Genomic DNA, 17,707 nt, shown 5'->3' on the forward strand with positions numbered 1-17,707 from the left:
TCAGGGGTGGTCCCTGTATGCCGCGCCGTAGTGCACTACGATGGTCCGGCGGCGCGTGTCATCGTCGGCATAGGTGACTGTGCTCAGCGGCACCCCGTAGAGGTCGGATAGCGCCGAGTCCGTGAGCAGCTCCGAAGCCTGACCGGTCCGGGCGCCGCTGCGGCCCAGGAGGACCACGCGGTCTGCGAGCTGCAGGGCATGGTCGGGGTGGTGGGTGCTGAGCAGCAGGGCCATTCCGCCGGCCATCAGTTCGCGCAGGAGGGTCAGGACCCGGACCTGATTTTTCAGGTCAAGGCCCGTAGCGGGCTCGTCCAGCACCAGGACGGGGGAGCCGGATGCGATGGCCCGCGCGATGAGAATCAGCTGTTGCTCGCCGCCGCTTAGGGTGGGGAACAACCGGTCCCGCAGGCCGCCGGCGCCCACGCGTTCCATCGCCTCCGCGGCAGCTGCCCGGTCCGCAGACCCCGGTGTCCGGAAGACACCTACATGCCTCGCCCGTCCCATCAGAACCATGTCCAGCGCGCGGTAGGCGAAGGCGCTGCCGTGGGCCTGCGGCACGTATCCGGCGCTTTCGGTGCGGCGGACCGTTCCCTCCGCCGGTGCGAGCAGGCCGGCGGCACAGCGCACCAGGGTGGTCTTGCCGCTGCCGTTGGGTCCGAGCACTGCGGTGGCCGTGCCGGCCGGCACCCGGAAACTGACGTTCCGGAACAGCCACTCCTTCGCCGTGTAGCCGAAGCCCACCCGCTCCAGTTCAAGCACTGTCCCAGATCCTTTCCCGGTTCCGGCGCAGAAGCAGGAAGAAGGCGGGCGCGCCAATCAGGGCGGTGAGCACTCCCAGCGGAATCTCGCCGGCAGTCGCGGTCCGGGCAAGGGTGTCGACCAGGACGATGTAGGCCCCGCCCAGCAGGAAGGACACGGGCAGCAGCACCCTGTGGTCCGGTCCCACCCACATCCGGGCAAGGTGCGGAACCACCAGGCCCACCCAGCTCACCACACCGCTGACAGCAACCGCCCCGGCCACGATCAGGGCCACCGCAACCAGCACAACCCAGCGCAGCGGACCGGGCTGTACCCCGAGGGCGGCGGCGTCGTCGTCGCCCAGTGAAAGCACGTTGATGCGCCAGCGCAATAGCAGGAGTATCGCGGCGCCACCCAGGACGGGGACCAGCGCCACCAGGACCTTCGTGAACGTGGCTGTGGCGACGCTGCCAAGCAGCCAGAAGACGATGGCCGGCAGGGTGGTGTTGGGGTCCGCGATGTACGTGACCAAAGCGACCAGGGCGGAGAAGAACGAACCCGTGACCACCCCGCCGAGCACGATCATCAGCATCGGGGTTCCTGCCCGGCCCGAGGTGATCAGGAACAGCGTGGCGAGGGCAACCAGGCCAAAAACGAAGGAACCGGCGACCAGCAGGAACGTGCCCAGGCCGAGCAGCAAAGCCAGGGAACCGCCGAAGGACGCGCCGGCGGAAACCCCGATGATTTCGGGGCTGACCAGCGGATTGCGGAAGATGGCCTGCAGGGCCGCGCCGCCGATCGCCAGGCCGCCGCCCACCAGCAGGGCGAGCAGGATCCGCGGCATCCGGACGAGCAGAACGACATTCTGCTCCGTGCCGCTTGCCTCGGTGGGGAACGGAACGAGCTGGGCCCCGAGGATCTGGACGACATGCCACACCGGCACGTTGTACCGGCCGACTGCCAGTGCCAGCAGTCCTGCGGCTGCCAGGAAAACGGCGGTAAGGGCGATGGGCCCGAAGATAGCAGGTTCGCGGCGCCGGTCGAGGGGACCCCGGCCCGATGCCTTCCGGTCAGCCCGCAGGCGGCGGCTGTTCAGGCCCCTGCGGTTAAGGCGCGGAGTCCTCGCTTCATCCAGCATTGAACTGTTGGTAGTGGGCGGACCCGCAGTTTGCCTCAGTCCAGAGAATCTTGTCCAGCTCCTTTGCCGTCAGCTCATGGTTGTAGAGGAACCGGAAGTATTCGGTGGCTTTGCCACGCAGCCCCGACTGCTGCCGAGGGAAGGCGATGTCGGACAGCCAATGCCACATCAGCGGCGACTCCTGGCCGGGCGGGTCCCAGCGGTAGCCGCCGAGCGGCACCTTGTACACACGGCGGGAGCGCACCGCCGAAACGTCCTTCCACACGGGATCGGAGTAGATGTCCTGGGGCATGGCCGCATCGAAGTTGCCCAGCAGGATCACCTCGGGATCCCAGCGCAGGACCTGCTCGACGTCGAGACCCACCATGCCGGACCCCGGCAGGGGATCGGTGCCGGTGGCCGGGTTGGTGGCCCCGACGAGCTTGATGTAGAAGTCGTTGTAGCTGTTGGCTGCAGCAACCTTCAGGCCGCCGGTGAAGCGGTTGAAGTAGAGAACGCTGGGGCCCTTGGTGCCGCGGCCGGCTGCCAGAGATTTGATCTCCGCCAGTTCCTGGTCGCTGCGGGCCTTGATTTCGGTGGCGCGTTCCGGTTTGCCGAGCATCGCGGCGAACAAGGTCACCCAGGCGTCCACATCCTCCTGCCTGCCCGTGTTTTTCAGGCCGATCACCTGCAGGCCGGCCTTCTCCAGCGGTTCGACGAGTTGTTCATCCGACCACTGGATGACGACGTCGGGGTTCAGGGCGCGCACGCTCTCAACGTTCGCCGTGAAGTCCTGGGTGGCGATTTCATGCGGCAGGTCCAGGGTGCGGGGAAACATGGTGCCCATGATGCCGTCGCGCATCGCCACCCACGACACATTGTGCATGGCGGCGAGATGGTCGGCGCTTCGGTCCACGGCCACGAGCAGCGATGCGGAGGGCATGGGGATGGTCACCACGCGGGTGACGGGCTGGGCGAACGTGAGGGTCTTGCCGCGCTGGTCGGTGACGCTGATGTTTTCCGCGCCGGCTTGGGTGCCGCTGCCGGAAGGGGACGACGGCGGTGCGGAGCCGGATGCGCCGCATCCCGCCAGTAGGGCTGCTGAACCTCCCGCCACAAACACCTGAAGGGCCGTGCGTCGGTTCAGATCGGCGACTCCCATGTCTGACCCCCTGAGCTCGGTTCTTCACAGCATCCGCTCGAACCGCATGGCTGTCAACGCTGCCCATCGCAGGCTTCCCATTCGCCGCTAGCCGGGTTTCGGGCTGTCCGGTACTTGCCTGCCACTTGTCGGTGACAGGGGCCGGTGTTACTTTCAGAGGACCCTTGCAGAAGGTGGCCAGCTGATGGTTATCGACGGTGCCCAATTGTTTGTCCGCTATGCCTACCCGCCGAATTCGCGCGGCAGCTGCGGGCCCCCGGACAGCGACGCACTCCTTCACTACGGCCAGTCTGGCGTGACCGACGAGGGCCTGCGCGAATTGGCCAAGGGCTTCGCGGGGGCGTGGCCTTACCTGGAATTGATCGCCGGCTCCCATGGCATACCGGACCCGCTGGACGCCCGCGTCGTCGAGGCGTATTGGGTGGGCAACAGCCTGCTGGACTCCGTGGGCATCACCAACATCGGCAACTCCATGGAAGACCGCTTCCGTGCACGCACGGGCAGGCAGTTCCCGCACCTTGTGGAAGGCGTTCTGGCCGGCGGAGTACCGCACCACAGTTTCCATGTCTTCGAGATCTACCCGTGGCTGGGTCTGCTCCGCGATGACCGCCGGTACGCCACAGCGTTGCACGTGCTGGACCGGTGCCGGATCCGGTGGGGTGAGGTGCTGGCTGTCACCGGCGACGACGCAGTAGTGCGTACCTGGCCGCTGTCATGGGATGGAACGACGCTGGAGGTGGGCGGCCCGGAGGTGGAGTCGGCCAAGTATGCCGTAAACGGCACCGGCTTCGTGGCGGGCCTCGCGGCAGGGGACGTGGTGTCACTCCACTGGGATTGGGTGTGCGACCGCCTCAGCCCGCATCAGCTGCAGCAGTTGAAGTACTTCACAGCCCGCCACCTCAAGATTGCGAACAGCGGCGTGGAGCACCGCGGCGCAGCAATAGCGTTGGAGCGGTAGAACTGCCTGAGCGTTGCGGATAGCACTGCGCCCGGCGTACAGCGCCCTGCGGCGGCAACCGGACGTAGGCATGGTCCGGACGTAGACATGGTCCTGGCGGCAGATGCTGAAAGCTATGGTGAGTGCGGCGCCGCGCCGTCCGTATCCTCTGGAGGCTTCACGCCGGTGGATCCGCGCGGAGACGACGCGCCGGTGGGACGCTCAGCCGGAGATTCGTCGGTGCCCGTGTGTTCGCGCCCGGCCTCCGTGCCCTCCTGTTTGACCACGTCCTCACCCCGACGGGTGGTGCTCTCGCCGACACCCCGCGGTGGGGGAGCCGCGTCCTCGGGGGTTTCATCAGAGCCAGGGTGTGCCGGCTCCTTCAGCGGCGGTTCGCTGCCGAACGCGCGCGCCGTGCCCGGGGCTGTCCCTTCGGCCGGCTCGGTCGGAGTGGGTTCATCCGTGGGTGACATCTTGCTCTCCTCGCTGTATTTGTGTTCGTCAGCCGCCTCCGGCTGTCCTGACCGGTTTCTAGCGGGTATCACCTTCGGGTTCTCTGGGGCGGCCCATCAGTTCCAGGCCGGTCATTGCCCGTTCGGCGCCTGCGTCGTCGACCCGCTCCAGGGCGAAACCCATGTGGATGAGAACCCAGCTGCCCGGCGCCAGCGGGCCGTCGTCGAGAAGTCCGATATTGATTTTCCGCCGCACACCGGCCACATCAACGAGGGCGAGCTGACCGCCGTAGCCCTCAACGAGCTCAATGACCTGGCCTGGTATTCCGAGACACATGACCGCTACCGCCTTAGGTTCTGATGGAAGAGTGCCGGACACTGTGCCGGGCAACGAGCGAGCCGACGGCTTCCACCGCCCGCGGAACGGCGGCCGCAACCGTGGCGGAGAGGCCGAGGCCTTCTGTCACGTCCGCGGGAACGCAGCCCACCACATAGGTGAGGGGCAGCTCTCCGCCGAGGGACCGGAGGCGGCCAAGGACGGCTACCGGGTCCATGCCATGCGGGTCGAGGGAAGCGGCGCCGTCCAGATCCTCGCTACGTACATGCAGAACCCGGATGCTTCCCGGGGCTGACTCCGCAGGCGGTTCGCGTGCCGCTGACGGGTCCGGGTCCGCCGGTCCCGCTGCGTGCAGGTGCCCGTCCGGCGGCACCGCATCCACGAGCACCAAAACGTCCACGCCGCCCAGCAGATCGTAGGCCAGATGCATGCCCCGAATGCCGTAGTCAACCACCGTTACGCCCGGCATCGGCAGGGCTACCTCCGCGGCCAGCCTCCGTGCGACCTCCGGACCGAACCCGTCGTCACGCAGGAAGATATTGCCCACTCCGGCCACGAGGACACGGACCGCGGGCTCCCCGGGCCCGGGGGAGATGGTGGGGGGCTGGATGCCGGACGTCACATCCGGCGCACCTTCATGTAGCGCTGGATGTCCGGGACGGAGCGAAGCCCCACGTAAACAGCGCCGAGGGCCACCGCCGCGAGAACCCAAACGGTGGCCATTCCTACAATCCTCATCGCGGGCCTTCCTTTCCATCCTGATCCTGAAACCGGGGACTTGTTCCGGGCGGCATAGGTTCCAACGGTTCAAGTTCTTCCGGCGCGTAGTAGAAGGACCTGCCGTAACCCTCGTGGAGGTCCGCAGCCGGGTCCTGCTCGAGCACCAAGCCAACGTGGGTGCTGCCATCGACGTCGAAGTGGACGCTCGTAACGCGCCCCGTTTGCCCGACAAAAAACAGATCCTGGGCGTCCGCCCGCCGGGTGGGATTCACCCTGACCCGGCTGCCGCGCGACACCGGGACCCCGTTGATCAGGACCGCGTCTTTGTCCGGCTGGACACTGGCGTCCGCCTCGGGGTCCCACCACGGTCTATCACCGGCGGTCTCATCGCCGGGTGTGGCGTAAAGCGGCGGCCCGTCCGACGGCGGAGGGCCCTCCGGCGCAGGGCCCGGGTCACCCAGCGCACGGGGATTGCGCAGGATGCCGTGCAGTTGCTGCAGTTCCTCGGCGGACATCGCTTCGCAGCGGTCGATGATCGCCCCCGCACGCGGATCCGTGGCACGGGCTTCCGCTTTTTCCTCCTCCGTCAGGGTCAGCACCCGCAGCGTGAGGATCTCGTCGATCTCAGTGGAGTCATACAGTGCCACCGAACTTTCCGGCGCTACCGCAGGATGGTCATAGAGAATGATGGGGGAAACAAGAAGTACGTCCGTCTGGCCTTCCGGACCGGCCAGCACAGGCCAGCAGCGATGCTGGGAGCACGCCGAGGCGGCATCCTGTGCGTCCTGGGGCGGCTCGAGCAGGGAGAGGAAATCTCCGTCCCTCAGGTCCAGCAGCAAGTGGGTGCCGATGAACGATGTGGAGATGGCGCTGTGACTGTTGCCCCGCCCGCGGACGTCCGATGCTGCGAAGTCCGTGGCCGTGTTCGCCGCCGACACCCGAAGCCGCACCAGCCGGCCGGTGACGGCGGTGGTTTCGAGCCTGACTTCACCCCGGAGTTCCCGGCGGCGGCGTACCAGCCGCCCGGCGGACTGCCCCGTCAGCCGTCCCCTGCCGTCGGTAAGTTCCTCGATGTCCTGGCCTGCCGGGACCTCCACCGGCACGATCAGCGGCGAGCCGGCCCCCGTCAGCTGCGAGAGCGGAAAGGGCCCCAGGGTTATGTCCTGTTCCACTGCCTCATCCCAGCTGATCCAGTGAGCGGTACCGATGGTGAGCTCATCCACCGGACTGAACCCGCCGCCGTCGTCCGCTTTTTCCGCGGTGCGCGTCTGAAGCTGCAGGAAGCGCAGATGCACTTCCACTTCGGCCTGCGGCCCGCGGCTCAGCAGGCAGTCGGCGTACATGCCGGGTTCTTCCCCGGCGCCCGAGTCCGCCGCACCTGGAGGGCCGAGGATGCCAAACTGCCAGCGCGCCTGGTTCTTCTGCGACGAGGCGCGGTAGGGGTACAACAGGTAACCCTCGTAAAGGACGGCATCCGCCACCGCCCTGGCAAGGCTCAGACTCATGTTCATGGGACCAGGCTTCCTGCCACACCGTCTCCGGCCGCGCCGTCGCCCGGCACCCGGGCGGCTGCAGTAGCCAGCAGGCTTTCGACGGCGGCATCCCACGATGTGAGGCCGCGTGCGGACTTGTACTGCGCCAGGGCGGCCAGCACGTCCCTGTCCAGCCGGACCCAGCCTGCATTCGGGAAATACTGGTCCATCAGCCGGCGCCAGGCATCCACAGGCAGCCGGTAGGAAGCCTCGAGGTCCCAGGGCACCTGTTCTACGCCGAACCCCGTCTGCCCCTTGGTGAAGACGGTGCCGGAGAACAGCAGCTCCAGCGGAATTTCGCCCTCGCGGAGGGCATGCAGGTACTTGGCCGCGGCAACGTCGAAGTCAAAGGTGCAGGGCAGCGGCAGATCGAATTCGGTGCTGCCCGTGAAGCCCTGCACCATGGTGCTGCATTGCATCCAGAGGAAGGACTTGAGGGTTGTGGGCCACCGGCCGCGGCCGCCGAAAAGGTCGAGCAGCCCTTGCTCTTCTTCGTCCGCGTACCCGCGGCGCTGCGGCAGAATGCGGACCTGGCACCGCAGGGCGATGGCGTGAACGGCGGCCCCGGTGGCCTCGGTCAGCCGCAGCCGGGCTGTAAGTTGAGGTGCCGCGGCATACGGCTCGGGCCGGATATCAACGACGGCGAACGTCAGCCCGGTCACGGGAGGCCTCCGGGCACGGGTTTGCTGCGGCTGCTGATCCGGCTGAAGAACGCGGCGAGCTGATCACGGGCCTCCTGGCCGCCGTCGAAACCCCGCCAGAGGCGGCGGAGCTGGCCGACCAGTTCGTAGCATGCGTCGACGGGGACAAGGTGGCAGTCTGCCTGCGGGTGCGCGGGCCCGGGACCGCGGATCAGGAGGGCTTCGGTGTCCGGGGCGGCCAGGGACAGCGCGGGATTGCGCGCCAGCACGGCGCCCCAGGCGTCCAACGGCAGCTCCGATTCGGTGGCCCCGGCGGGCCCGGGGTAGAAGGCGACGGTCCGGTCAAGCCTGGAGCTGCGGAAGAAGAAGGCCAGGCCCACCGGAATTTCCAGCTCATCCCACTGGCCCGGGCCCAGCTCGAAGTCGGGAAAGGAGAAGTATCTGTCCGGTACCGAGCGGTAGCGGAGGTGGGCGTTGCTGTCGGTGAAGAGGAGATAGCAGGGGCGGCAGGTGCACATCATGGCGTGGCTCTCGAGGTCCACCACGTGCTGGTGCGCGTCCGCGATGGGCTCACCGCACATCTCGCAGCGTTCACCGGGCGGGCGTGCAGGACGGCTGGCGGAGATCCTGCGGAGCAGGGCCACCGGCAGGCCGCCCGAACTGCCAGCGCCGACAGGCCGGGTCAGCCGCCCGGTCCCCATCTCAGCCGCCCTGCCCGGAGGCAACGGGTTCGGCGGCGACCTGCCCCGAGACGACCTGCCCGGAGGTGGCGGGTCCGGAAGTGGCCGGTACAGCGACGGACATCACGCCGCCCCGGACCAGCAGGGGCAACGGCTCCAGGTGCAGGCTCTTGTCCTCGAGGCACGCACCGGCCTGCCTGACATCGAAATGGCCGCGGCAGGTCGGGCAGCGCAGCAAACCTCCGCCAACTGGCGCCGCGAGGGCACGCTGCAGCGCCGCTCCCGCCATCGAACCGGTGCAGCGCGGGCAATAGTCGCGGTAGGCGTACACGTCCTGGCCGGTCCGGCAGGCCAGCACCGGGTAGCCGCCGACCAGGAAGCCCGCAACGTCGCCGGGTTCCAGCCCGGCGATCTCGGGGACAGGTTCCCAGGAACCGCCGGGAAGGTCCCGCCAGCCATGCCCGGCTGTTGCCTCCGCGGGATGGTTCATCCGCACCAGCAGCGCATCCACCGGGATCAACGCAGGCGTGGCAGCCTGCTTCTCCTGCTCGACGACCTCGATGGCCGTCACCTCCGGCGCGGCGGATTCAATCGCCTCCTCGACGGCGAACTTGAGCGTGACGGACGACGACGGGCAGCCCTGGCAGGTGCCGAGCAGCTTCAGCCGCACCACGCCCTCCGGGCTGATATCCATCAGTTCGACGTCACCGCCATGGGACCCAAGATACGGCCGGACGCTGTCCAGCGCCGCGGCTACACGGGCTTCCATGGACTGCGGATGCAGCCCGTGGATCACCAGCAGGCTGGACACGAGGTCGTCGGATGTCAGCGCCGCGAGCGTGCCGTCGTCGAGTTTTCCTCGTTCGTCGAGGATTTCCAGCATCCGTTCCAGACCCGAGCCGTACAGGTCCGTCACCTCGCGGACCAGGTCCTCGGCGCGCTCGCGGGCCACCGCGCCGCCGGCGCCGAGGGCGTCGAGGAGGGTGCCGATCCGGTCGCCCGTCTGCCGCGGCCGGTCCCCGCCGTGCATGGCCGTTACTCGCCGGTCAGGGTCTGGGTGGGGGAGTGCATCGTCTCAAGTGTTTGGCCGTTGCCCAGATACATGTGGACGCCGCAGGGAAGGCACGGGTCAAAGCTGCGGACGGTGCGCATGATGTCGATGCCTTTGAAGTGTTCCCGGTCGTTCTCCTCGAAGATCGGCTGACCCTGCACGGCATCCTCGTAAGGGCCGGACACGCCCGCCGAGTCTGTGGGGCTGGCGTTCCACGGCGTGGGCGGGTAGGGATGGTAGTTGGCGATCTTGCCGTCGCGGATCACCATGTGGTGCGACAGGACGCCGCGCACAGCCTCGGTGAAGCCGCAGCTGATTGCTTCGTCCGGGACCTCGAAGGTTTCCCAGGTCTTGGTGTGGCCGGCGCGGATTTCTTCCAGTGCCTTTTCCGCGAAGTGCAGCGCGGCTGCGGCGGCATACGCCTGGAAGTAGGTGCGGGCCCGGTTGCGCTCCAGCGTGTTGCTCCACTGCGGGATGTTCCACTCGAAGGAAACGGGACCCTTCAGCGCGGTCTTGGGCAGGTTGATCTGGACGCTCGTGCCGGTGGACTTGATGTAGCCGATGTCCACCAGCCCGGCCAGCGCCGTTGCCCAGAGGCGCGCCAGCGGCCCGCCGCCGGTGTCCAGCGCCAGGTTGTTCTGGCCGTCAAACCAGCGCGGGGACATGACCCAACTGTACTTTTCCTCGAGGTCCCGCTTCTGCGGCCGCGGATTGGTGTGCTGGTTCCAGGGATGCCGCCGGTCCACCGGGTTGCCCAGTGGATCGTGGGTCACGAACATCTCCTGGTCTTCCCAGTCCTCGTAGTAGGAGGAGCCAAGCATGATCCGGATGCCCAGGTTGATCCGCACCAGGTCCGTGGTGACCAGGTTGCCGTCCACCACGACGCCCGGGGTGACGAACATCTTCCGGCCCCACTCGGTCATGTCCTTGTACTCGAAATTGCAGTAGTCGGGGTCCTGGAGCGAGCCCCAGCAGCCCAGCAGCGTGCGCCGCAGCCCCACCTGTTCGTACCCCGGCAGCGCCTCGTAGAAGAAGTCGAAAAGGTCGTCATGCATGGGGACGACTTTCTTCATGAACTCCACGTACCGCATGAGCCGCGTGATGTAGTCCGTCATCAGCTGGATGGTGGCAACTGTACCCACGCCGCCCGGGTAGAGCGTGGAAGGGTGCACGTGGCGCCCCTCCATGAGGCAGAACATTTCGCGGGTTGCCCGGCTGACCTGCAGCGCCTCCCGGTAGAACTCGCCGGTGAAGGGGTTCAGCGAGCGCATGATGTCGGCGATGGTCCGGTAGCCGTGCTCGCCCTCGTGCGGTGCCCGGGTGTTTTCCGCCTTGGCCAGGACGCCGGGGTTGGTCTCGGACACCATCTTTTCGCAGTAGTCCACGCCCACCAGGTTTTCCTGGAAGATGTTGTGGTCGAACATGTACTCAGCCGCTTCGCCCAGGTTCACTATCCACTCACCCAGGTTTGGCGGCTTCACCCCGTACGCCATGTTCTGCGCATAGCAGGAACAGGTGGCGTGGTTGTCCCCGCAAATTCCGCAGATGCGGCTGGTGATGAAATGGGCGTCCCGGGGGTCCTTGCCCTTCATGAAGATGGAGTAGCCCCGGAAGATCGAGGACGTGCTCTTGCACTCAACCACCTGGTTGTTCGCGAAATCGATCTTGGTGTAGATGCCGAGGCTGCCGACGATCCTCGTGATCGGGTCCCAGGCCATCTCCACCAGGTTGTTGTTGTTGTTGTCCGCGCCGCTCCGGGAAGGCATTGGAATTGTGGAGGTCATTTTTCTCGCCTGTCTGGAAGTGGGTGGTTACCAGGTGCGCTGCGCGCCGGTAAGGAGCTCGCGTCCGGGCCGGCGCCATTTCGGCTCCTGGTCCAGGGTGTGGGTGGTGATGCCGCGCAATGCCCGGATGGCGGATCCGTAAGGCCGGATGGTGTTGGTGGAGAGTTTTCCGCCCGGAGGCTCGTCCATGAAAGGCATGAACTTGTCCGGGAAGCCGGGCATAGTGCAGCCGATGCAGATGCCGCCGACGTTCGGGCAGCCGCCGATGCCGTTCATCCAGCCCCGCTTGGGTACGTTGCACTTGACCACGGGGCCCCAGCAGCCGAGTTTGACGATGCACTTGGGGGAGCCGTATTCGGTGGCGAAGTCGCCCTGCTCGTAGTACCCGGCACGGTCGCAGCCCTCGTGGACTGTCTTGCCGAACAGCCAGGTGGGCCGGAGCGCGTCGTCCAGCGGAATCATCGGTGCCTGGCCAGTGGCCTGGTACAGCAGGTAAGTCACGGTCTCGGAGAGATTGTCCGGCTGGATCGGGCAGCCCGGGACGCAGACAATCGGGATGCCTGCCTTGGACTTCCAGTCATATCCGAGGTAGTCCGGAACTCCCATGGCGCCTGTTGGGTTCCCCGCCATCGCGTGGATCCCGCCGTACGTGGCGCACGTGCCGGCCGCAATGATTGCGGTGGCTTTCGGCGCCAGGCGGTCCAGCCATTCGCTCGTGGTGATGGGCTGGCCCGTCTCGAGATCGTTGCCGAACCCGCACCAGTAGCCGCCGGGGTCGTGGAGTTTTTCATTGGGGATGGACCCCTCGACCACCAGGACGAACGGTTCCAGTTCCCCGCGGTCCGCCTTGCGGAACCACTCCAGGAAGTCGTCGGCTCCTTCCTGGGGTCCGCACTCGAAGTCGATCAGGGGCCAGTGCATGGCAATCCGTGGCAGACCGGGCAGGGCGCCGAGGGCGATCTCTTCGACGCTGGGCTGTGTGGCCGCAGTCAAGGCGACTGAATCGCCGTCGCAGCTAAGTCCGGCGTTGATCCACAGCACGTGGATAAGGGCTTCTTCGGCCTTGATGGATGCTTCGGTAGGCATCGGTGCCTCTTTCGGTGGCCCGTGAGGGCTCAATGTGCGTCTGTCAGAGATTCAGTCAAGGGGTCTGACCGGGATGTCGAACCGTCCAACCAGCCGTACCAGGCAGCCAGGCCTTCGCCGGTGGCGGCCGAGACGATCAGGAATTCGGCCCGCGGGTTGACCTGCCGGATGCGGCGCAGGCACTCGTCGACGTCGAAATCGACATAGGGGAGCAGGTCCGACTTGTTGACGATCACGAGGTCGGCTGCCATGAACATGTGCGGGTATTTCTGCGGTTTGTCATCACCTTCCGTTACCGAAACGACCACGACCTTGGCAGTTTCGCCAAGGTCGAAAAGAGCTGGGCAAACGAGGTTGCCCACGTTTTCAATGAAGACTGTGGAGCCGGTTTCCGGGTCCAGGGCGTCCAGTCCGCGCCGGAGCATGTCGGCATCGAGATGGCAGCCGGCCCCGGTGTTGATCTGGATGACCGGACGGCCCACTGCGCGGATCCGGTCAGCATCCAGGGACGTTTCCTGGTCCCCTTCAATGACGCCGGCCTGCAAGTGCTCGCCCAGGTCGGTGAGCGTGCGGACCAGGAGCGTGGTCTTGCCGGCGCCGGGCGAACTCATGACGTTGAAGGCCCGGATTCCGCGGCCGGCAAGCCAGCCGCGGTTCCTTGCCGCCAGCAGGTCATTCTTGGCCAGCAGGTTCTGTTCGAGTGAGATGGTCTCAGGGTGGCGGAGGGCATGCTGATGGCCGGCGTGTTCGTGTTCGTGCTCGTGCTCGCGTTCGTGCTCGTGGCTGTGCCCGTGCTGATGCGGATGCTCATGCCCGTGGGTGTGGTGGGGTTCCTCGAGGGTTGAGACCCTGGTGTTCGCCTCATCGCCGCAGCCGCATGTTGTACACATCTATTACGCCACCTCCACAGACAGCACCATGAGTTCGCGGCCACTGAGAACTTCGACGTCCGCACTTCCGCAGGGGCAAAGCAGGATCAGGTCGGCAAGTTCGAATTTTTGGGCGCAGGTCCGGCAGCGGGCCAGGCCCTGAGGTTCATCGATCTGGAGCCGGGCGCCGGCCAGGGGCGTGCCGGCGGAAACAATGTCAAAGCAGAACCGCATGGCGTCCGGAAGCACGCCGGACAAAGGTCCAATTCGAAGGTTGACGCCGGTTACTGTCCGTTCCCCGGTGCGGTCCAGAACGGTGTCAACAAGGCTCTGCGTGATAGAGAGTTCGTGCATGGCGGCACTCCTTCCTGCCAAGATAGGCTCGCCGCGGATAAAGCGCAACCATCCAAAATGACTCCGGCGTATACTTCCGCTACATAGCGAAGTCATCCCAGCAGTCTGCATCGCATGTGGAACCCGAGGCTCGAACCATGAAGCAAACGGTGGCTGCGCGCTCGGCCCGCAGACGCGGCGGCCGCCGCGACCTGACGGGCCGGGAGTGGGCGTCGATCGGCGGCATGACGGCGTTCGTCGTGCTGCTGCACATCCTGGGCTGGGGCGTGCTGGCGGGTGTGGCGGCGCCGGAAAACGTCCAGTCTGGATCCGCCGGGGCGTTCGGCATTGGCCTCGGAGTTGCGGCCTACACCCTCGGCCTGCGCCACGCTTTCGACGCTGACCACATTGCGGCGATCGACAACATCACCCGCAAGCTCTGCGGCGAGGGCAGGCGCAGGATGTCTGTCGGATTCTGGTTTTCCCTAGGGCACTCGAGCGTGGTGTTCGGCATGTGCGCCCTGCTCGCGGCGGGCATCCGCAGCCTGACGGACCGGAGCGCGGCCGAAGCCACCGAAATCCACTCGGCACTTGGACTGATCGGCACCACCGTCTCGGGCCTGTTCCTTTATTGCATTGGCATCCTGAACCTCGGTGTCCTGCTGGGCATCCTTAAGTCCGTCCGGCGCATGCGCCACGGCGAAGACGGTGAAACCGAAGCGCAGGAGGTGTCCGGCGGCGGCCTGTTAATCCGGGTATTTGGCCGGGCGACACGGTTGATTACGCGCTCCTGGCAGGTGTACGGAGTGGGGCTGCTGTTCGGGTTGGGGTTCGACACCGCCACAGAGGTCAGCCTCCTGATTCTCGCCGGCGGAGCGGCGGCTTCCACCCTTCCCTGGTATGCGATTCTGACGCTGCCCGTGCTGTTTGCCGCCGGCATGAGCCTGCTGGACTCCATCGACGGCTGCTTCATGAACTTCGCCTATGGCTGGGCGCTGTCCAGGCCCGTCCGCAGGATCTATTACAACATCGTCATCACGGGACTTTCCGTCGCCGTCGCACTGGGCATCGGCTCCATCGAACTCATTTCCATCTTCGTGGAAAAGGCCGGGATAAGTTCGGGGCCGCTGGCTGCCATCGGCGGGCTCGACCTCAACTCGGTGGGATACACGGTCGTCGCTTTGTTCGTCTCGACCTGGATCCTTGCGCTGGGAGTCTGGCGCTTCGGCCACATCGAGGAGCGGTGGGCGAGTCCCGTCAGGAACGGTGACGCCGGCCAACGCAGCTAGCGGGCGGCGGCGCCAGCCCCCGGCAGGTGTCCACGGGAGTTACCTGCCAGTTCGCGCTGACGCTAGGGTGGATCCCATGCCGTCGTTCCAGACCAGACTCAAGATCACCGGGCTGAAGCCGGGCAACCCTCCCGAGGCCGTCATGGCCGCCGCTGTGGAGGCCCTGGGCACCCGCCATCACGTGGAATCGAATCAGCTTGACCTCGCGGGCGGCGTGCCGCAACTGAACCTTCGCTTCCTCGTGGAGGCCACCGAATACAGCGGTGAGAACAGCCAGGCGCTGGAATCGGCAGCAATGATGCGCGACGCCGTCGAACGCGTTGCGGTGACTGGCTCGCTTTCGGTGCTCCGCCGCAGCCGCGGCCGGTGGGCGCCCGTCTGACCGTAGCGGCCCCTGCCGTTTAGGGGGCAGGCTCTGCCGGACCGCCCGGTTCGTCCACCGGGGACCGGCTGCCGCGGCGCCGGGTGGCGATAATCCCGACGACGGCGCCGATCACCAGGCCTGCGGCCACCCCGATGAGCGAACTTGCCCAGAAGGGAAGCCCAGTGGTGGAACCGGTGAAGTAGCCGAGTCCCACGAGCCAGGTGGCCCAGAGCACCGCGCCCAGCCCGGCGCAGAGGCTGAAGCCGCGCGTCGAGACGTCTGCGATCCCGGCGGCAGCGGACGTCGCGAGCCGTCCGCCGGGAATGAACCGGGCACCGATGATGGTGCCGTACGTCGAGGATCGGCCCGCTTTGGCAATGGCTTCGTGGATGCCGTGGTGTATTTTCCGGCCCCACCGCCAGTGGTCCAGGACATGGCTCAGCCGGCGTTTGAAGAGCTGGAACACCACCACGTCGCCCACCCAGGAGGCTGCAGCAGCCAGCAGGCCGATCACGAACAGGTTGGCGCGGCCCTCGGCGGAGAGTGCGCCGCCGGTGATCAGGACCATCTCGGACGGGATTGGCGGGAAGATGGCGTCGCCGAGTACCGCCGGAATGATCCAGAAGTAGATCGCGGCTCCCCAGGTGTCCGCGTTGCCGAAGTCCATTGGCACAAGGTACCGCACTTGCGCGTCAGAACTTGCGCGTCAGGCCCACGGAGTGACGAGGATGCGCTTGAAAAGAGCGTTGTAGTTGTAGCCGGACGTGCCGTTGGTCATGATCACCGCGCCGAGGTTCCGGCCGGGTAGAGGCGCATGACATTCCAGAACCCGATGCCCGTGCCGAAGTGTTCGACGTAGTTCGCACCGCTGCCGGTTGCGGGTTTCCGGAACCAGCCCTGGCCGTGCCGGAAACGGTTGCCCTGGACGGTGAGCCTGCGCATCGTTTGTGCGGTGGCCTCCCGGAGAATCCGGTGCCGACCGTGCATGCCGTCGTTGAGGTGAAGCTGGACGAACGCGGCGGCATCGGTCACAGGTCCCACCAGGCCCCCATAGCCGGCGCCGTCCACCAGGAAGGGATTCAGCGCGGTCTGGGAACCCTGCCGCGGCCCGGCAATGCCTTCCGGAAGGACCGCGGAAAGAAGCGGGGTGGCGGTCCGCGGAACCCTCACGTAGCCCGTGGCCGCGGGCCGCCCAGGTGCATAGGCAAACCCGGTGGCGGCCATTCCCAGCGGGTCCAGGACTGACCGCCGGACGTAGCTGCCAAAGGGCTCACCGGTGACCCGCCGGATGATTTCCGCCACCACCAGATACCCGACGTTCGAATATCTGCCGGCCTTGCCCACGGGATACCTGAACGGTCGGCGCATCCCCAGGATTCTCCGGAGCATTTCCCCTTGGTCCGGGCCGGGCTCCCCGGCCCGATGGATCCATTTGAGCGGCAGCGGGTTGCCCAAGCCCGACGAATGCGTGAGGAGGTGCTGAACCGTGGGCTGCCGGTCACCCGGTGCCCGGACAAGGTCGACGTACTCGCTGACGGGAGCGTCGAGGTCCAGCCGCCCCTCGTCTGCGAGCTTCAACGCTGCGGTTGCGGTCACCGGCTTGGTCATGGAAAACCAGAGATACGCGGTATCGGCCGTAGCCGGCGTGCCGCGGCCAAGATCGGCGAATCCGAGTGCGTCCGTATGCACCAGGCCGCTCCGGGAGACTACCGCGAGCGACATCCCGGGAACGTGCGCACGGGTCATGAGCTCCCGCATCTCCGCCCGGATGGCGTCCCGGCGGTCATCCCCGGTGGATTCAGGCGCGGCTGGATCGGGCATCGTCAAGGCTCCGTTGTTGCAGGGTCCCGCATTCAGTAGAAGGGCCGGACTCCGGCACGTCAAGCCCTGCCGGTGTCCATGGCCGCGCCCGCTTCACGACCTTGGCGCGCGGCTCTTCGCCACTGCCCTTCGCCACTGCCCTTCGCCACCGCTCTTCGCCACTGCCCGCTGCAGTGTCACACTGGCTGCATGCGGATTGACATTGTTCAGGGCGACATCACCGCGCGGCAAGTGGAAGCCATTGTGAACGCGGCCAATTCCTCGCTTCTGGGCGGCGGCGGTGTGGACGGCGCGATTCACCGTGCAGCCGGGCCGGAACTGCTGGAGGCCTGCCGCCTGCTGCGGGCTACGGAGCTGCAGCACGGACTGGCGGTCGGTGCGGCCGTGGCCACTCCCGGATTCCGGCTGCAGGCCCGGTGGGTCATCCACACCGTTGGCCCGAACCGCCATGCCGGGCAGACCAATCCGGCGCTGCTTGCCTCCTGCTTTACCGAAAGCCTGCGGATTGCGGAGGAGCTCGGCGTCCGGTCCCTGGCGTTTCCTGCCGTCGGTGCAGGCGTTTACGGCTGGGATGCCCGCAAGGTTGCGCAGGTGGGATTCGAGGCGGTCCGCGCCTACACCAGCCGCCCAGTCGAAGCCGGGGTGCCGAGGGTGGAGCTCGTGGAATTCGTGCTCTTCGGCGATGAGACGGCGGAAATTTTCCGGGCAGCTCTCGACGAGAGCAGTGGCGGCTCCGGCCAGGCGTAACGCCAACCGGGGCCAGCACACCAGGCCGGACGGTTACGGGCCGGACG

Annotated in this window: 21 protein-coding genes; 4 read left to right on the forward strand and 17 right to left on the reverse strand. The window is 66.7% G+C overall.

All coding sequences use genetic code 11. The features are described from left to right. From AC1DDG_RS04625 to AC1DDG_RS04635, 3 genes are read right to left on the reverse strand one after another with little or no spacing between them, the layout of a single operon-like run. Nucleotides 1–759: an ABC transporter ATP-binding protein gene (locus AC1DDG_RS04625; RefSeq protein WP_476875106.1), complete on the reverse strand. Its 759-nt coding sequence runs from the start codon at nucleotides 757–759 to the stop codon at nucleotides 1–3. Then, a complete protein-coding gene (locus tag AC1DDG_RS04630) occupies nucleotides 752–1,876 on the reverse strand; it encodes a FecCD family ABC transporter permease (RefSeq protein ID WP_476875107.1) in 1,125 nt (374 codons plus the stop codon). The genes AC1DDG_RS04625 and AC1DDG_RS04630 overlap by 8 nt, the downstream gene beginning before the upstream one ends. Continuing rightward, nucleotides 1,866–3,017: an ABC transporter substrate-binding protein gene (locus AC1DDG_RS04635; protein WP_476875108.1), complete on the reverse strand. Its 1,152-nt coding sequence runs from the start codon at nucleotides 3,015–3,017 to the stop codon at nucleotides 1,866–1,868. Before AC1DDG_RS04635 ends, AC1DDG_RS04630 begins: the two co-directional genes overlap by 11 nt. A gap of 184 nt (nucleotides 3,018–3,201) precedes the next feature. Here AC1DDG_RS04635 and AC1DDG_RS04640 point away from each other — a divergent pair, with 184 nt between their 5' ends. Further along, the gene (locus AC1DDG_RS04640) at nucleotides 3,202–3,975 is read left to right on the forward strand and encodes a DUF6390 family protein (protein ID WP_476875109.1); all 774 of its coding nucleotides are present in this window, start codon (nucleotides 3,202–3,204) and stop codon (nucleotides 3,973–3,975) included. A 113-nt stretch (nucleotides 3,976–4,088) separates the two neighbouring features. Here the strand turns inward: AC1DDG_RS04640 and AC1DDG_RS04645 are convergent, their stop codons facing one another. Genes AC1DDG_RS04645 through AC1DDG_RS04700 form a run of 12 tightly spaced genes read right to left on the reverse strand, consistent with a single transcriptional unit; the run spans nucleotide 4,089 to nucleotide 13,460 of the window. Next, the gene (locus AC1DDG_RS04645; protein WP_476875110.1) at nucleotides 4,089–4,427 is read right to left on the reverse strand and encodes a hypothetical protein; all 339 of its coding nucleotides are present in this window, start codon (nucleotides 4,425–4,427) and stop codon (nucleotides 4,089–4,091) included. Between the two features lie 58 nt (nucleotides 4,428–4,485). Beyond that, nucleotides 4,486–4,743 (reverse strand): HypC/HybG/HupF family hydrogenase formation chaperone, encoded by a 258-nt coding sequence (locus AC1DDG_RS04650; protein WP_476875111.1) that lies wholly within the window; start codon nucleotides 4,741–4,743, stop codon nucleotides 4,486–4,488. Between the two features lie 13 nt (nucleotides 4,744–4,756). Further along, nucleotides 4,757–5,365, reverse strand: coding sequence for a hydrogenase maturation protease (locus AC1DDG_RS04655; protein WP_476875112.1), 609 nt, complete (start codon nucleotides 5,363–5,365; stop codon nucleotides 4,757–4,759). Continuing rightward, nucleotides 5,362–5,481: a DUF6893 family small protein gene (locus AC1DDG_RS04660; protein WP_476875113.1), complete on the reverse strand. Its 120-nt coding sequence runs from the start codon at nucleotides 5,479–5,481 to the stop codon at nucleotides 5,362–5,364. Before AC1DDG_RS04660 ends, AC1DDG_RS04655 begins: the two co-directional genes overlap by 4 nt. Next, nucleotides 5,478–6,974 carry a hypothetical protein gene (locus AC1DDG_RS04665; protein WP_476875114.1) on the reverse strand — a complete coding sequence of 499 codons (1,497 nt, stop codon included), beginning with the start codon at nucleotides 6,972–6,974 and terminating at the stop codon, nucleotides 5,478–5,480. Before AC1DDG_RS04665 ends, AC1DDG_RS04660 begins: the two co-directional genes overlap by 4 nt. Beyond that, nucleotides 6,971–7,657: a DUF6084 family protein gene (locus AC1DDG_RS04670; protein ID WP_476875115.1), complete on the reverse strand. Its 687-nt coding sequence runs from the start codon at nucleotides 7,655–7,657 to the stop codon at nucleotides 6,971–6,973. The genes AC1DDG_RS04665 and AC1DDG_RS04670 overlap by 4 nt, the downstream gene beginning before the upstream one ends. Next, nucleotides 7,654–8,337 carry a DUF5947 family protein gene (locus tag AC1DDG_RS04675; RefSeq protein ID WP_476875116.1) on the reverse strand — a complete coding sequence of 228 codons (684 nt, stop codon included), beginning with the start codon at nucleotides 8,335–8,337 and terminating at the stop codon, nucleotides 7,654–7,656. The genes AC1DDG_RS04670 and AC1DDG_RS04675 overlap by 4 nt, the downstream gene beginning before the upstream one ends. Before the next feature lies 1 nt (nucleotide 8,338). Continuing rightward, a complete protein-coding gene (locus AC1DDG_RS04680; RefSeq protein WP_476875117.1) occupies nucleotides 8,339–9,346 on the reverse strand; it encodes a NifU family protein in 1,008 nt (335 codons plus the stop codon). 5 nt (nucleotides 9,347–9,351) lie between these two features. After that, on the reverse strand, nucleotides 9,352–11,151 hold the full coding sequence (locus AC1DDG_RS04685) for a nickel-dependent hydrogenase large subunit (RefSeq protein WP_476875118.1): 1,800 nt from the start codon (nucleotides 11,149–11,151) through the stop codon (nucleotides 9,352–9,354). Nucleotides 11,152–11,178: 27 nt separating this feature from the next. After that, nucleotides 11,179–12,237 carry an NADH-quinone oxidoreductase subunit B family protein gene (locus tag AC1DDG_RS04690; RefSeq protein WP_476875119.1) on the reverse strand — a complete coding sequence of 353 codons (1,059 nt, stop codon included), beginning with the start codon at nucleotides 12,235–12,237 and terminating at the stop codon, nucleotides 11,179–11,181. 29 nt (nucleotides 12,238–12,266) lie between these two features. Further along, nucleotides 12,267–13,127 (reverse strand): hydrogenase nickel incorporation protein HypB, encoded by an 861-nt coding sequence (gene hypB, locus AC1DDG_RS04695; RefSeq protein ID WP_476875120.1) that lies wholly within the window; start codon nucleotides 13,125–13,127, stop codon nucleotides 12,267–12,269. Between the two features lie 3 nt (nucleotides 13,128–13,130). After that, nucleotides 13,131–13,460 carry a hydrogenase maturation nickel metallochaperone HypA/HybF gene (locus AC1DDG_RS04700; RefSeq protein WP_230118775.1) on the reverse strand — a complete coding sequence of 110 codons (330 nt, stop codon included), beginning with the start codon at nucleotides 13,458–13,460 and terminating at the stop codon, nucleotides 13,131–13,133. Between the two features lie 137 nt (nucleotides 13,461–13,597). Here AC1DDG_RS04700 and nicT point away from each other — a divergent pair, with 137 nt between their 5' ends. Both nicT and AC1DDG_RS04710 read left to right on the forward strand, forming a co-directional pair. Further along, the gene (gene nicT / locus AC1DDG_RS04705; RefSeq protein ID WP_230118776.1) at nucleotides 13,598–14,728 is read left to right on the forward strand and encodes a Nickel transporter NicT; all 1,131 of its coding nucleotides are present in this window, start codon (nucleotides 13,598–13,600) and stop codon (nucleotides 14,726–14,728) included. Nucleotides 14,729–14,804: 76 nt separating this feature from the next. Continuing rightward, nucleotides 14,805–15,110, forward strand: coding sequence for a hypothetical protein (locus AC1DDG_RS04710; RefSeq protein ID WP_230118777.1), 306 nt, complete (start codon nucleotides 14,805–14,807; stop codon nucleotides 15,108–15,110). A 19-nt stretch (nucleotides 15,111–15,129) separates the two neighbouring features. Here the strand turns inward: AC1DDG_RS04710 and AC1DDG_RS04715 are convergent, their stop codons facing one another. Further along, on the reverse strand, nucleotides 15,130–15,759 hold the full coding sequence (locus AC1DDG_RS04715) for a DedA family protein (protein ID WP_230118778.1): 630 nt from the start codon (nucleotides 15,757–15,759) through the stop codon (nucleotides 15,130–15,132). A 113-nt stretch (nucleotides 15,760–15,872) separates the two neighbouring features. Beyond that, on the reverse strand, nucleotides 15,873–16,913 hold the full coding sequence (locus AC1DDG_RS04720) for a serine hydrolase domain-containing protein (RefSeq protein ID WP_476875121.1): 1,041 nt from the start codon (nucleotides 16,911–16,913) through the stop codon (nucleotides 15,873–15,875). A gap of 189 nt (nucleotides 16,914–17,102) precedes the next feature. Between AC1DDG_RS04720 and AC1DDG_RS04725 the strand changes: the two genes are divergently transcribed. Further along, nucleotides 17,103–17,660, forward strand: coding sequence for an O-acetyl-ADP-ribose deacetylase (locus AC1DDG_RS04725; protein ID WP_476875122.1), 558 nt, complete (start codon nucleotides 17,103–17,105; stop codon nucleotides 17,658–17,660). The last annotated feature ends 47 nt before the right edge of the window (nucleotides 17,661–17,707 follow it).

The sequence above is a fragment of the Arthrobacter sp. 10L430 genome, from assembly GCF_056395245.1.

What these genes read in the sequence shown, in the direction of transcription:
- AC1DDG_RS04640 (WP_476875109.1), top strand. Translation starts at nt 3,202, where the DNA reads ATGGTTATCGACGGTGCCCAATTGTTTGTCCGCTATGCCTACCCGCCG.
- AC1DDG_RS04660 (WP_476875113.1), bottom strand. Translation starts at nt 5,481, where the DNA reads ATGAGGATTGTAGGAATGGCCACCGTTTGGGTTCTCGCGGCGGTGGCC.
- AC1DDG_RS04700 (WP_230118775.1), bottom strand. Translation starts at nt 13,460, where the DNA reads ATGCACGAACTCTCTATCACGCAGAGCCTTGTTGACACCGTTCTGGAC.
- hypB (WP_476875120.1), bottom strand. Translation starts at nt 13,127, where the DNA reads ATGTGTACAACATGCGGCTGCGGCGATGAGGCGAACACCAGGGTCTCA.
- AC1DDG_RS04645 (WP_476875110.1), bottom strand. Translation starts at nt 4,427, where the DNA reads ATGTCACCCACGGATGAACCCACTCCGACCGAGCCGGCCGAAGGGACA.
- AC1DDG_RS04720 (WP_476875121.1), bottom strand. Translation starts at nt 16,913, where the DNA reads ATGCCCGATCCAGCCGCGCCTGAATCCACCGGGGATGACCGCCGGGAC.
- AC1DDG_RS04710 (WP_230118777.1), top strand. Translation starts at nt 14,805, where the DNA reads ATGCCGTCGTTCCAGACCAGACTCAAGATCACCGGGCTGAAGCCGGGC.
- AC1DDG_RS04665 (WP_476875114.1), bottom strand. Translation starts at nt 6,974, where the DNA reads ATGAACATGAGTCTGAGCCTTGCCAGGGCGGTGGCGGATGCCGTCCTT.
- AC1DDG_RS04650 (WP_476875111.1), bottom strand. Translation starts at nt 4,743, where the DNA reads ATGTGTCTCGGAATACCAGGCCAGGTCATTGAGCTCGTTGAGGGCTAC.
- AC1DDG_RS04715 (WP_230118778.1), bottom strand. Translation starts at nt 15,759, where the DNA reads ATGGACTTCGGCAACGCGGACACCTGGGGAGCCGCGATCTACTTCTGG.
- AC1DDG_RS04675 (WP_476875116.1), bottom strand. Translation starts at nt 8,337, where the DNA reads ATGGGGACCGGGCGGCTGACCCGGCCTGTCGGCGCTGGCAGTTCGGGC.
- AC1DDG_RS04725 (WP_476875122.1), top strand. Translation starts at nt 17,103, where the DNA reads ATGCGGATTGACATTGTTCAGGGCGACATCACCGCGCGGCAAGTGGAA.
- nicT (WP_230118776.1), top strand. Translation starts at nt 13,598, where the DNA reads ATGAAGCAAACGGTGGCTGCGCGCTCGGCCCGCAGACGCGGCGGCCGC.
- AC1DDG_RS04690 (WP_476875119.1), bottom strand. Translation starts at nt 12,237, where the DNA reads ATGCCTACCGAAGCATCCATCAAGGCCGAAGAAGCCCTTATCCACGTG.
- AC1DDG_RS04680 (WP_476875117.1), bottom strand. Translation starts at nt 9,346, where the DNA reads ATGCACGGCGGGGACCGGCCGCGGCAGACGGGCGACCGGATCGGCACC.
- AC1DDG_RS04635 (WP_476875108.1), bottom strand. Translation starts at nt 3,017, where the DNA reads ATGGGAGTCGCCGATCTGAACCGACGCACGGCCCTTCAGGTGTTTGTG.
- AC1DDG_RS04685 (WP_476875118.1), bottom strand. Translation starts at nt 11,151, where the DNA reads ATGACCTCCACAATTCCAATGCCTTCCCGGAGCGGCGCGGACAACAAC.
- AC1DDG_RS04630 (WP_476875107.1), bottom strand. Translation starts at nt 1,876, where the DNA reads ATGCTGGATGAAGCGAGGACTCCGCGCCTTAACCGCAGGGGCCTGAAC.